The 12,012-nt window shown below is 70.7% G+C and carries 10 protein-coding genes and 1 pseudogene; 3 read left to right on the top strand and 8 right to left on the bottom strand.

Going from position 1 to position 12,012, the window contains the following annotated elements:
* Positions 1-109: 109 nt before the first annotated feature.
* Positions 110-934, bottom strand: a complete 825-nt coding sequence (locus AAW14_RS36425; RefSeq protein ID WP_265568739.1) for a lysophospholipid acyltransferase family protein — start codon at positions 932-934, stop codon at positions 110-112.
* Here AAW14_RS36425 and AAW14_RS36430 point away from each other — a divergent pair.
* Entirely contained in the window at positions 879-1,442 is a 564-nt protein-coding gene (locus tag AAW14_RS36430; protein ID WP_265568741.1) for a hypothetical protein, read from the top strand. The genes AAW14_RS36425 and AAW14_RS36430 overlap by 56 nt on opposite strands.
* On the opposite strand, the gene AAW14_RS36435 is transcribed toward AAW14_RS36430, so the two are convergent.
* The 4 genes from AAW14_RS36435 to AAW14_RS36450 form a co-directional block, all read right to left on the bottom strand.
* Complete coding sequence (locus AAW14_RS36435; RefSeq protein WP_265568732.1) at positions 1,396-2,166, bottom strand: GNAT family N-acetyltransferase; 771 nt, start codon at positions 2,164-2,166, stop codon at positions 1,396-1,398. The genes AAW14_RS36430 and AAW14_RS36435 overlap by 47 nt on opposite strands.
* A 298-nt stretch (positions 2,167-2,464) precedes the next feature.
* The gene (locus AAW14_RS36440; RefSeq protein WP_265568733.1) at positions 2,465-3,214 is read right to left on the bottom strand and encodes a succinate dehydrogenase/fumarate reductase iron-sulfur subunit; all 750 of its coding nucleotides are present in this window, start codon (positions 3,212-3,214) and stop codon (positions 2,465-2,467) included.
* Positions 3,211-5,169 carry a fumarate reductase/succinate dehydrogenase flavoprotein subunit gene (locus tag AAW14_RS36445; protein ID WP_265568734.1) on the bottom strand — a complete coding sequence of 653 codons (1,959 nt, stop codon included), beginning with the start codon at positions 5,167-5,169 and terminating at the stop codon, positions 3,211-3,213. The genes AAW14_RS36440 and AAW14_RS36445 overlap by 4 nt, the downstream gene beginning before the upstream one ends.
* A gap of 1 nt (position 5,170) precedes the next feature.
* Complete coding sequence (locus tag AAW14_RS36450; protein WP_265568740.1) at positions 5,171-5,842, bottom strand: succinate dehydrogenase; 672 nt, start codon at positions 5,840-5,842, stop codon at positions 5,171-5,173.
* 119 nt (positions 5,843-5,961) lie between these two features.
* On the opposite strand from AAW14_RS36450, the gene AAW14_RS36455 reads away from it, so the two are divergent.
* On the top strand, positions 5,962-6,846 hold the full coding sequence (locus tag AAW14_RS36455) for a LysR family transcriptional regulator (RefSeq protein ID WP_265568735.1): 885 nt from the start codon (positions 5,962-5,964) through the stop codon (positions 6,844-6,846).
* A gap of 292 nt (positions 6,847-7,138) precedes the next feature.
* On the opposite strand, the gene AAW14_RS36460 is transcribed toward AAW14_RS36455, so the two are convergent.
* The 3 genes from AAW14_RS36460 to AAW14_RS36470 form a co-directional block, all read right to left on the bottom strand.
* Entirely contained in the window at positions 7,139-9,286 is a 2,148-nt protein-coding gene (locus AAW14_RS36460; protein WP_265568736.1) for a putative bifunctional diguanylate cyclase/phosphodiesterase, read from the bottom strand.
* The gene (locus tag AAW14_RS36465) at positions 9,283-10,095 is read right to left on the bottom strand and encodes an SAM-dependent methyltransferase (protein WP_265568737.1); all 813 of its coding nucleotides are present in this window, start codon (positions 10,093-10,095) and stop codon (positions 9,283-9,285) included. The genes AAW14_RS36460 and AAW14_RS36465 overlap by 4 nt, the downstream gene beginning before the upstream one ends.
* 411 nt (positions 10,096-10,506) lie before the next feature.
* Positions 10,507-11,457, bottom strand: a complete 951-nt coding sequence (locus AAW14_RS36470; protein WP_265568738.1) for an SCO0930 family lipoprotein — start codon at positions 11,455-11,457, stop codon at positions 10,507-10,509.
* Between the two features lie 294 nt (positions 11,458-11,751).
* On the opposite strand from AAW14_RS36470, the pseudogene AAW14_RS36475 reads away from it, so the two are divergent.
* A pseudogene (locus AAW14_RS36475) lies at positions 11,752-12,012 on the top strand (hypothetical protein); the annotation flags it as partial.

Raw genomic sequence — 12,012 nt, forward strand, 5'->3', positions numbered from 1 at the left:
CGGGCACCAGCCGTCTGTGGCCTGACCGCCTCCGGACGCCGCCGGAGGTGACGGCAGCCGGACGCCGATGACCGATATGCCCTGCAGAACGTAGCCAAATGACGGTAGGTCAGAGAGGTCCAAGCAGACCCGCGTGCCCCTCTCCCCGGAGGCCGACGGCACGCTGGGCGGCGAGGGCGAGGCGGCGCCGGTCGGTTTCGGCGTGCGGTGCCAGCACCGGCATCACCCCTATCTCTGCGACGAGTTGGTGTGCCGACACGACCCGCCACAGCGACGTCAGCAATGAGTCGCTGCCCACGAACGCGGGCGCGGTGCTGGCCGGCCCCCCGGCGAGCCGGTAGTGGAGACGTACCGGCTGCACCGGGACGCCCGCATCCAGCGCCGCCTGGAAGACGGCCCGCCGGAAGTGCCCCTGTGCCCGGCCACACCATGTGCTCCCCTCGGGGAAGACCACGACCGCCGATCCCGCGCGCAGGCCGTCCGCGATCCGGGCGACGGTGTCCGGCAGCGCCCGCAGCCGGTCACGGTCGATGAACAGCGCACCGCTGCGCGCGGTGAGCGTGCCGGCCACGGGCCACTGCCGGATCTCGCTCTTCGCCAGCATCCGGCCGGGACGGACGGCGGCGAGCAGCGGGACGTCCAGCCAGGAGATGTGGTTCGCGACCATCAGCAGACCGCCGTCCGGCGGCGCGTTCCCGGTGATCCGTATGCGGACGCCCGCGCCGCGCACGACCGTACGGCACCAGGCCCTGATGATCCGCTCGCGCGGCGGAACGGGGAGCCGGCGGACGACCGGGAAGAGGACGAGCCCGGCGACCAGCAGGATCAGGACGGCGACGATCCGGAGAACCGCACGCGGCACGGCGGTCACCGAGGCCGTGGCCTCCACGCACGACCGCGGCGAGCACGGCGCGGCGGGCAGCCACGCGCTCACGGGAGCGACGGGCTCGGGCCTCGCCACGGGGCGTCGCGGCCTGAGCATCGTCGTGGCGGCCGGGAGTGCCGCCGTGGTGGTGCCCGCGCTCGCGCGCCCCGGTCTGCCGCGGCGCGGACGCAGGGTCGCGCCGAGACGAGAGGCGTGCGTCACGACCGTCCGGGACGCGCCGGTCAGCGCCGTCCGGGACACGGTGGTCAGGGCCGCACGGGACGCGCCGGTCAGCGCCGTCCGGGACACGGTGGTCAGGGCCGCACGGGACGCGCCGGTCAGCGCCGTCCGGGACACGGTGGTCAGGGCCGCACGGGACGCGGTGGTCAGCGCCGCACGGGACACGTTCCTCACCGCCGCACGGGACACGTTCCTCACCGCCGCACGGGACACGTTCGCCACCGCCGTACGGGACGTTCTCGTCCCGATCGGCGCGGGCGCGTTCGTCGCAGTCCTCCGGGGCGCGTTCATCACGCCGGGACGAGCGAGAGGAAGTGCCGCAGATAGCGCGGGTTGACCCGGCGCATCGACAGCAGGACGTACAGGTCGGCGACGCCGAAGTCCGGGTCGTGCGCCGGCTCTCCGCAGACCCAGGCGCCGAGGCGGAGGTAGCCGCGCAGCAGCGGAGGCAGTTCGGTGTGCCCGGCCGGGGCCGCGGTCTCGGGACGCCAGGGCAGCAGCGGTCGTACCCGGTACTCCTCGGGCGCCAGGTGCTTGGCCCGCACCCGCTCCCAGGTGCCCGCGGCGAGCGCGCCGCCGTCGGCGAGCGGCAGGGAGCAGCAGCCGGCCAGCCACTCATGGCCGCTCTGGACCATGTAGCGGGCTATCCCCGCCCAGATCAGGCCGATGACCGTGCCGTCGCGGTGGTCGGGGTGGACGCAGGAACGGCCGACCTCGACGAGCCCCGAGCGGATCCCGGCGAGCGGGCCGAGGTCGAACTCGCCCTCCGAGTACAGCCGCCCGGCGATCTCGGCCCGCTCGGGCGGCAGCAGCCGGTAGGTGCCCACGACCTGGCCGGTCACCGTGTCGCGGACGAGCAGGTGATCGCAGTACGCGTCGAAGGCGTCGATGTCGAGGCCCGGCTGCGGGGTGGTCAGGAGGGCGCCCATCTCCAGGGCGAAGACATCGTGGCGCAGTCGCTGGGCGTCCCGGACGCCGGCCTCGTCACGGGCGAGGGTGACGGTGTAGCGGGGCGGTGCCACGGGCGGTGGGGGGCTGGCGAGGGCGGAAACGCCGGTCATGGCTCTCTCCTGGTCACGGGCCGGTTCGGCGGTGCGGGGACAGACCGTGTCGGTGCGGCCTGCGCGCTCCTGTTCTTCCGACGCCGGTTGGCCTGCGCGTGACCACTGCCAGGAGAGGGGATGTGGGAATGCTGAATGCCAGGGGTGCGGCTGCGGGAAGAACATGCGGAACTGGTGGCGGGACCGGGGTCGAGCACCACACCCGGTCCCGCCCGTCCGCACCTTGCCGGCGAACGCGTACGGCCGACGCCGCCCCCTCGAGGCGGCGCCGGACCTCGTGGGCGGTGTCAGACACCGCCTAGCGGCGGCCCGCCTTGCGGGTCGCGCGGAGCCACTCCTTGTTCATGCTGGTGATGGAGACCAGCGGAATGCCCTTCGGGCAGGCGGTGGCGCACTCTCCGGTGAGGGTGCAGCCGCCGAAGCCCTCCTCGTCCATCTGGGCCACCATGTCGAGCACCCGGGTCTCGCGCTCCGGCGCGCCCTGCGGCAGGACGTTGAGGTGGTTGATCTTCGCCGAGGTGAACAGCATCGCCGCGCCGTTCGGGCAGGCCGCCACGCAGGCGCCGCAGCCGATGCATTCGGCGTGCTCGAACGCGAAGTCCGCGTCCGCCTTCGGTACGGGTGTGGCGTGGGCCTCGGGCGCGGAGCCGGTCGGGGCCGTGATGTAGCCGCCGGCCTGGATGATCCGGTCGAAGGCCGAGCGGTCCACCACCAGGTCCTTGATCACCGGGAAGGCCGAGGCCCGCCACGGCTCGACGTCGATCGTGTCGCCGTCCTTGAAGGACCGCATGTGCAGCTGGCAGGTGGTGGTGCGCTCGGGGCCGTGCGCGTCGCCGTTGATGACGAGTGAGCATGCGCCGCAGATGCCCTCGCGGCAGTCGTGGTCGAACGCGACCGGCTCCTCCCCCCTGAGCGTGAGCTCCTCGTTGAGGGTGTCCAGCATCTCCAGGAACGACATGTCGGGCGAGATTCCGTCCACCTCGTACGTGGACATGGCGCCTTCGGCGTCGGCGTTCTTCTGTCGCCAGACGCGCAGGGTGAGCTTCATGCGTAGCTCCGCTGAGTGGGGTGGACGTACTCGAAGACCAGGTCTTCCTTGTGCAGGACGGGCGCCTCGCCGGTGCCGGTGAACTCCCAGGCGGCCGCGTAGGCGAACTCGCCGTCCCTGCGGGCGGCCTCGCCGTCGGGCGTCTGGGACTCCTCACGGAAGTGGCCGCCGCAGGACTCGGAGCGGTGCAGCGCGTCGAGGCACATCAGCTCGGCGAGCTCCAGGTAGTCGACAATGCGGTTCGCCTTCTCCAGCGACTGGTTGAACTCCTCGCCGGTGCCGGGGACCTTGATGCGCCGCCAGAACTCCTCGCGGATCTGCGGGATCCGCTCCAGGGCCTTGCGCAGTCCCGCGTCCGTGCGCGCCATGCCGCAGAACTCCCACATGAGTTCGCCGACCTCACGGTGGAAGGAGTCGGGGGTGCGGTCGCCGTCGACGGACAGCAGCAGGTTCAGCCGGTCCTCGGTCTCGGCCAGCACCTTCTGGACGACGGGGTGTTCGGCCGTCACCCGGTCCTGGTACGGGTTGCGGGCGAGGTAGTCGTTGATCGTCGACGGGAGGACGAAGTAGCCGTCGGCGAGACCCTGCATCAGCGCGGAGGCACCGAGGCGGTTCGCGCCGTGGTCGGAGAAGTTGGCCTCGCCGATCGCGAACAGGCCGGGGACGGTGGTCTGGAGGTCGTAGTCGACCCACAGGCCGCCCATCGTGTAGTGCACGGCGGGATAGATCCGCATCGGCACCTCGTAGGGGTTCTCCGCGGTGATCCGCTCGTACATGTCGAAGAGGTTGCCGTACTTCTCCTCGACCTTCTTCCTGCCCATGCGCACAATCGCGTCGGCGAAGTCGAGGTACACGCCCTGCCCGCCGGGGCCGACGCCGCGGCCCTCGTCGCAGACGTTCTTGGCGGCGCGGGAGGCTATGTCGCGGGGCACGAGGTTGCCGAAGGACGGGTAGATGCGCTCCAGGTAGTAGTCGCGCTCGTCCTCGGGGATCTCGTTCGGCGGCCTGTTGTCGCCCTTGGCCTTCGGCACCCAGATGCGGCCGTCGTTGCGCAGCGACTCGCTCATGAGGGTGAGCTTGGACTGGTGGTCGCCAGTGCGTGGGATGCAGGTGGGGTGGATCTGGGTGAAGCAGGGGTTGGCGAAATAGGCGCCGCGGCGGTGTGCCCGCCAGATCGCAGTCGCATTGGAGTTCATCGCGTTGGTCGACAGGTAGAAGGCGTTGCCGTAGCCGCCGCTGGCGAGAACTACCGCGTCCGCGAAGTACGTGTCTGTCCTGCCGGTGATCAGGTCGCGGGCGACGATGCCGCGAGCCCTCCCGTCGACCACGATCAGGTCCAGCATCTCGGTGCGCGGGTGCATCTCGACGTTGCCCGCCGCGATCTGCCGTGACAGCGCCTGGTAGGCGCCGAGGAGGAGTTGCTGGCCCGTCTGGCCGCGGGCGTAGAAGGTGCGGGAGACCTGGACGCCGCCGAAGGAGCGGGTGTCGAGAAGACCACCGTACTCGCGGGCGAAGGGTACGCCCTGGGCCACGCACTGGTCGATGATCTCCACCGAGATCTGGGCGAGACGGTGGACGTTCGACTCGCGGGCCCGGAAGTCGCCGCCCTTGACGGTGTCGTAGAACAGGCGGTGGATGGAGTCGCCGTCGTTCCGGTAGTTCTTCGCGGCGTTGATGCCGCCCTGCGCGGCGATCGAGTGGGCGCGGCGCGGGGAGTCCTGGTAGCAGAACTGGACGACGTGGTAGCCCTGTTCGGCGAGCGTGGCGCCGGCGGATCCGCCCGCGAGGCCGGTGCCGACCACGATGATAGTGTGCTTGCGCCGGTTGGCGGGGTTGACCAGCCTGGCCTCGAAGCGGCGCTTGTCCCAGCGCTCGTTGATCGGGCCGGACGGGGCCTTGCTGTCGACGACCGGCTCGCCGGTCGCGTAGTCCGTGTACTCAGAGGAAGCAGTCATGTCAGCTCACAACTCCGGTCATCACGCCCACGGGCACGGCGATGAACCCGGCCGTGAGCAGGAGCGCCAGGGCGTTTGCGATGGTCTTCAGGGCGCGGTCGCGGGTGCGGGTGCCGACGCCTAGGGTCTGGGCCGCGCTCCAGAAGCCGTGCCGGATGTGGAGGCCGAGGGCGAGCATCGCGACGATGTAGATGACGTTGCCGTACCAGGTGGAGAAGGTGTCGACCACGTTCTGGTAGGGGTGGCCCTCCTGGAAGCCGCCGGAGTGCACGGTTCCGGTGGTCAGGTCGAGGATGTGCCACACGATGAACAGACCGAGGATGATCCCGCCCCAGCGCATGGTGCGTGTGGCGTAGGTGGCCCGCGGCCTGCGGTGGACGTACTTGCTGGGGCGGGCCTTGATGTCGCGGCGGCTGAGCTGGTAGGCGGAGACCGCGTGGGCCACGACGGCAACCACCAGCACGACGCGGATCAGCCAGAGTGTCCACTCGTAGTGCATGAACGGCTCGCCGACGGTGCGCAGCCAGTGGGCGTAGTGGTTGAATTCGCCCGCTCCGAAGTAGATCTTCAGGTTCCCGATCATGTGGGCGACCAGGTACAGCAGCATGATCAGGCCGCTGACCGCCATGACTGTCTTCTTGCCGACGGTGCTGTCCCACACGGTGCGTGCCATGGACGGCCGTCGGTCCGTCCGCGTTGCCAGAGCCATGTCACCGAACGTAGATCCTCCGGCCCTCATCGGTCCAAGACATGGTCCGGCTCGTTTCGATAGGCAGCCCCTATGCTGGCTGTGTGCAGTTCCAGCAGCTCCAGTACTTCGTGGCCGTCGCCGAGACCCGGCACTTCACCCGGGCCGCCGATCTGGTCCATGTCGCCCAGCCGTCGCTGTCGCAACAGATCAAGGCACTGGAGCGGGAGCTCGGGGCGGACCTGTTCCTGCGGGCCCGCGGCAACATCACGCTCACGGACGCGGGCGAGGCGCTGCTGCCACTGGCCCGCCGCATCCTCGCCGACGCGGACACGGCCCGGCACGAGGTGCAGGAGCTGGTGCAGCTGCGCCGGGGCCGGGTGCGGCTCGGCGCGACGCCCAGCCTGTGCACCGGCCTGCTGCCGGATGTACTGCGCGCCTTCCACGACCGCTATCCCGGCATCCGGCTGCTGATCGAGGAGGGGGGCTCCCACGATCTCGTACGGGAGCTGGCGCGCGGGGCGCTCGACCTCGCCCTGGTCGTACTGCCCTTGCCCACCCCCTCTCCGGCGCTGACCACGGTGGAGTTGCTGCGCGAGGACCTGGTGGTGGTGTCCTCGCCCGACGCGCCGAGGCCCGGTGGCGGCCGCCGCACGGTTCGCGTCGCGGATCTGGAGGGCGAGCGGCTTGTGATGTTCCGCCACGGCTACGACCTGCGCGAGCTGACCGTGGCCGCGTGCCGGGCCGAGGGTTTCGAGCCGGACTTCGCGGTGGAGGGCGGCGAGATGGACGCGGTCCTGGGGTTCGTACGGGCGGGGCTGGGCGTGGCCGTCGTCCCGCGCATGGTCGCCACCCGGTCCGGCCGCGGCCTGCGCGTGACCCCGCTGGCGCGCCCCGGTCTGCACCGCACGATCGCCCTGGCCCATCGCAGCGATGTCGCTCCGCCGCGGGCGGCCCGGGAACTGCAGCGGATGCTGCTGGAGCGGTGACGCTCCGCTTGGGGAGCCGTCCGTGGAGGCGCCGTGTATCGAAGAACCGTGTGCGGAAGCGCCGTGTGCGGAAGCGCCGTGTGCGGAAGCGCCGTATGTGGAAGCGCCGTATGTGGAAGCGCCGTATGTGGAAGCGCCGTGTGTGGAAGAACCGTGTGTGGAAGAACCGTCCGGATCCGCGGGTGTCCGTGGCTGAGCGCGCAGTTCCCCGCGCCCCTTTCAGGGGCGCGCCCCGTCCGGAGCTGCGGCCCGGTGGCCGAGCGGGCGGGTCCCCGCGCCCCTTCAGGGGCGCTCAGCCCGTCGCGTCCACCAGCGCCAGATCGTGCAGCCGCTCCGGTGGGCCCGGGCGGGCGTAGTACCAGCCCTGGGCGGTGTCGCAGCCCAGTATCCGCAACTGCTCGGCCTGGGCGCCGGTTTCCACGCCCTCGACCGTGACCGCGAGGTCCAGGCTGTGCGCGAGGGAGACGATCCCCTCGACGATCTTCAGATCGACGGGGTCCGCCGGGTACTGCTGCATGCTCTGGGTGAAGGAACGGTCCAGCTTGAGGATCCGTACGGGCAGCCGGCGAAGGTTGGCGAGGTTCGAGTAACCCGTGCCGAAGTCGTCGAGAGCGATGTCCACACCCATCTCGGCCAGCCGGCGCAACGGTTTGAGCAGGTCGTCGTCCGCGCCGATCAGCGCCGACTCCGTGACCTCCAGGCAGAGCGCGTCCGGTTCGAGGCCGGCCTGCTCCAGGATGTCGACGGTGTCGGAGACCAGCCCGGGATGGGTGAGCTGGCAGGGCGACAGGTTGACGTTGATGCGCAGCGGGCCCGTCCTCGCCTGCTTCTCCTGCCACGCGCGTGCCTGCCGTACCGCCTCCTCCAGGACCCAGCGACCCAGCGGCACGATCAGTCCGGTGCGTTCGGCGAGCGGGATGAACCGGTCGGGGCCGAGCACGCCGTGCTGCGGATGCAGCCAGCGAACCAACGCCTCGGCACCGTGCACGGTGCCGTCACCGAGGTGCACCAGCGGCTGGTACTCGATGAAGAACTCGCCCCGGTTCAGGGCCATGGGCAGTGCCGTGGTGAGCCCGTGGCGGGTGATGGTGCGGGCGTCGGCCTCGGGGTCGGCGAGCTCGAAGCGGTTGCCGCCCGCGGACTTGGCCCGGTACATGGTGATGTCGGCGCTGCGCAGCACCTCGGCCGAGCCCCGCTCCCCCACCGGCCCTTCCACGATGCCGATGCTGCCGCGCACGGTCAGCTCGCGTCCGTCGACGCTGATCGGGGTGACCAGCGCGTTCATGATGCGCCCGGCGAGCTCGTCGACCCCGCGCTCGGTGTCGGACCCGGTGGTCAGCGCCACGAACTCGTCGCCGCCCAGACGCGCGACCATCTCGCCGGGCGCGGTCGCGCAGGACTGCAGCCGGTCGGCGACCTCGACGAGCAGCCGGTCGCCGGCCGCGTGGCCGAGGCTGTCGTTGATGGTCTTGAAGCCGTCGAGGTCGAGGTAGCACAGACCGAACCTCTGGCCCTCCCCGGCCGCCAGGGCCTTCTCCAGGCGCTCGAAGAAGAGGGTGCGGTTGGGCAGTCCGGTGAGCGCGTCGTGCGTGGCCTCGTAGCGCAGCCGGAGGTTGAGCAGACGCCGCTCGGTGGTGTCCTCCATCAGCGCGAGCTGATACTGCGGACGCCCGTCCGCGTCGCGCAGCAAGGACACCGTGAGGTTGGTCCACAGGACCGTTCCGTCGGGCCGGTAGAAGGCTTTCTCCACGTGGTAGTGGTCGCGCTCGCCGCGGACGAGTTCGTCGTAAAGACGCCAGACCTGGGGCGCGTCGTCGGGGTGGGTCCACTCGGCGACGTTGCGGCCGCGCACCAGGTTCTCGGAGCCGCCGAACATGCGCAGCAGCGCGCCGTTCACCTGGAGCACGTTGCCGTCGAGGTCCGCGATGCCGATGCCTATGGCCGCTCCCTCGAAGACAGCGCGGAAGCGGGCCTCGCTGGAGTGCAGCGCCTGCGCCACCTCGCTCTGCGCGGTCAGGGCGGCCTGTGAGATGGCCTCCTGCTCGGCCAGCGTGCGCTCCCTCAGTTCCTGCGCGAACCCGGCGGCCATCGCGTGCTGCAGCCGCGAGGAGCGGGTCCGCTGGGCCTCCTGCACGTCCGCGGGGGCGTCCGGGTCGCCACAGTAGAGCACCAGGTAGGCATCGACGCAGTCGAGCGTCCGGCTGAGCGACTCCGGGTCGGTGCAGTGCGCCTCGATGAGCGCCGCGCCGATGCCCTTGGCCGTACCCGGGTCGAACGTCCGGGCCCGCAGCGCCTCGCTCAGCTGCCGGGCCAGCGGCAGCAGTCGCTCCTCGAGCTCCGGCCGGGTCAGCGACGTCGAGGTCACGGGGTAGACCGCCCGGCTCCAGATCGTCGCGAACCGTCGCAGTCTGTCCTCCGGTCCTCCCGGCTCCGCGGTCACGCCGAGCGCCCCACTCCGGCAAAACCCGAGAAGGAATACGGATCCTCGTCCTCCGGTGCCGTGTCGGGCCGCCAGTTCGGCATCGGCACCAGTCCGGGTTCCACCATGTCGTACCCCTCGAAGAACCGCGCGATCTCGTCACGCGAGCGCATGATCAGCGGATTGCGGATGTTCTTGTACACGTCGACCGCGCCCTCGGAGCGCTCCTGCGGGAGCGGGATTCCCTCGTACGAGGCGTGCGTGAGGACGAGCAGGCTGCCGGGCGCGAGCGCGTCGCGCAACTCGGCCACCGCACTGTACGGGTCGTCCGTGTCCTCCACGAAGTGCAGTATGGCAACGAGAAGGAGCGCGACTGGCCGGTTCAGGTCTATCAGCCGCTCCACCTGAGGGCTCGCCAGGATCTCCTGGGGCTTGCGGAGATCGGCCGCGACGACGTCGGCGGCCTCGTTGCCCTGGAGAACGGCCTGGCTGTGGGCCACCGCCACCGGGTCGTGGTCTACGTACACCACGTGTGCGCCCCGGTGCGCCCTCTGCGCCACTTCGTGGACGTTGCCGAAGGTCGGAATGCCCGACCCGACGTCGAGGAACTGGGTGACGCCCTCCTGGACCGCGAAGCGCACCGCGCGGCGCATGAACGCCCGGTTCGCCTGCATGATCTTGGGGAGCCCCGGCATGAACTCCATGGCCTTGCGCGCCGCTTGCCGGTCGACCTCGAAGTTGTGCGACCCGCCCAGGTAGAAGTCGTACATACGGGACACGCTCGGTACGGAGATGTCGATGCTCCGTGGAGCCCAGGCGGGACGCTCCATGTAGCTCTCCAAGGCGTAGACGACGGCGTGGACGATCCGGTGTTCGAGCTGAGGCTACTGATCGTCCGCCAACAGAGCGAGTAAAAACGGAAATTGACCGTCCGTTCCGGTCACTGCCTGCGGCACGTGCCGGACGCAGCCGCGTCCAGGTGGGCGTTCGGGCGGCAGGCCGGTGCGGGCACGTCGTGGCTGGTTGCGCCCACGCGTCGGAGCCTCATGATGTCACCGCCGCGCACCCCCTACGGGGCGCGCCCGCTCACGCCAAAAGGTCCGCCCCCTCCGTGCGGTGCGGAGGGGGCGGACCTGGTCGTGCACCCGTGTGTCCCGTTCGTCCGGCTTCTGCGTCCGCTCCCTTCCGCGTCCCGTGACTGACTGTGGCGAGGCGATCGATCGACCCTGGGGAGGTGATCTCTACTTGGGCGCGCCGACCGGCTTTCCGTCGGGCGAGACGGCGTACCACGTGCCGCCCACGCCCTGGCCGTTGGTGTCTCCGGGGGTCTTGTCACCGGAGAAGGTGTAGATGGGCCAGCAGTTGACGGTCATCTGCTTGGCGCCGTCCGGGCGGGTGAAGCCCATGAGGCCCTTCTTCTTGACGCCCTTGGTGTCGTCGGGCGAGACCGGTGCGACGACGGGCCACTTCTCCAGGCAGGCGCCGGTGCATGCCGAGACCGGCTCCGGCCACGCCTTGTCCTTCAGGAAGCGGTAGACCGTCATGCCGTTCTTGTCGACGATGATCGGGCCGAGCTTGGGGTCGTCGCGGACCGACAGCCCGGGCAGGGAGGCGGCGCCGGCTTTCTTTCCGGTGGGCGCCGTGGCGAACCAGGTGCCCTTCACGCCCTCGCCCTTGGTGTCACCGGCCTTGGTGTCCTTGGCGAAGCGGTACATGGGCCAGCCGGCGATGGTCAGCTGCTTGGTGCCGTCCGAGCGGGTGACCTCGCCGAGCAGGGACTTGTCGATGCCGGAGGCGGCCAAGGCGCCGTTGGCGGGCACCGGCGGCCACGCCTTCGCGCAGTCGCCGTCACAGGTCGACTTCGGCGGTTCGGCCGTGTCCTGGTCGAAGCGGTAGAGGGTGAACCCGGCGCCGTCGGTGACGATCTTGCCGAGCTTCGCGTTGTCGACGACGGCCAGCTGACCCGCGGCACCGCCTGCGGGGGCCGAAGCGCTCGGCGCGGTGGTGGAGTCGGCGCCGTATCCGTTACCGGGAGTGGTGGAGATGGAGCCGTAACCACCCGGTACAGCGGTGGCCCCCACGTTCTGGCTGCCCGTCGACTGGGTGCCACCGTCCTGACCGCACGCCGTCGTGAGCGCCAGCACGGCCGCAGCTGTCGCCACGAGGGAGGCGCTCCGCCAGGATGTCTTCATTCTCAACTCCCGCTATCCGCTTGGGTGTTGCAGCACTCACGGAGCGCCGCTCATGCCACTAGGTACGCGCGGAGGTCCCCGATGTGTTCAATCGGGCCCGCATATTTCTTTCCGCATCCTGTGACGTGTCCCGGCCACCCGTCCGGCGGACCCCGCACACCTCGCGCAGATGTACCCAACTCACGGCGCATCGGGCGCAGTCGACCAAACCGCCCGAAGGCGGAACTCCTTCCTTCGGGTCAATTCAGGGCGGACTGGGCGTGCGCGGATCCGGACGAGCCCATGATCTCGGTCGTGCATCGACCCCAACGGACCCGATCCGCCCTGGCCGCACGGGCGTTGGCCCTGCTGGCGACGGTGTGGATCCTCGTGGGCACCCCCGCGCCGACGGCGTCGGCTGACGCGTGCGCGTACGCCTCGACCGGCCCGGACGGCATCGGGGCGGTGGCGGTCGCGGGCGGCCACCACTGGCGCATTCCGCCATGCCCGTCACCGACCCCCACCCCGACGCCCAAGCCGCCCCCCGCCCCGCAGCCCAGGCCCACGCCGAAACCG

This window comes from Streptomyces hygroscopicus (assembly GCF_026168105.1).
Lineage (GTDB): Bacteria > Actinomycetota > Actinomycetes > Streptomycetales > Streptomycetaceae > Streptomyces > Streptomyces hygroscopicus_D.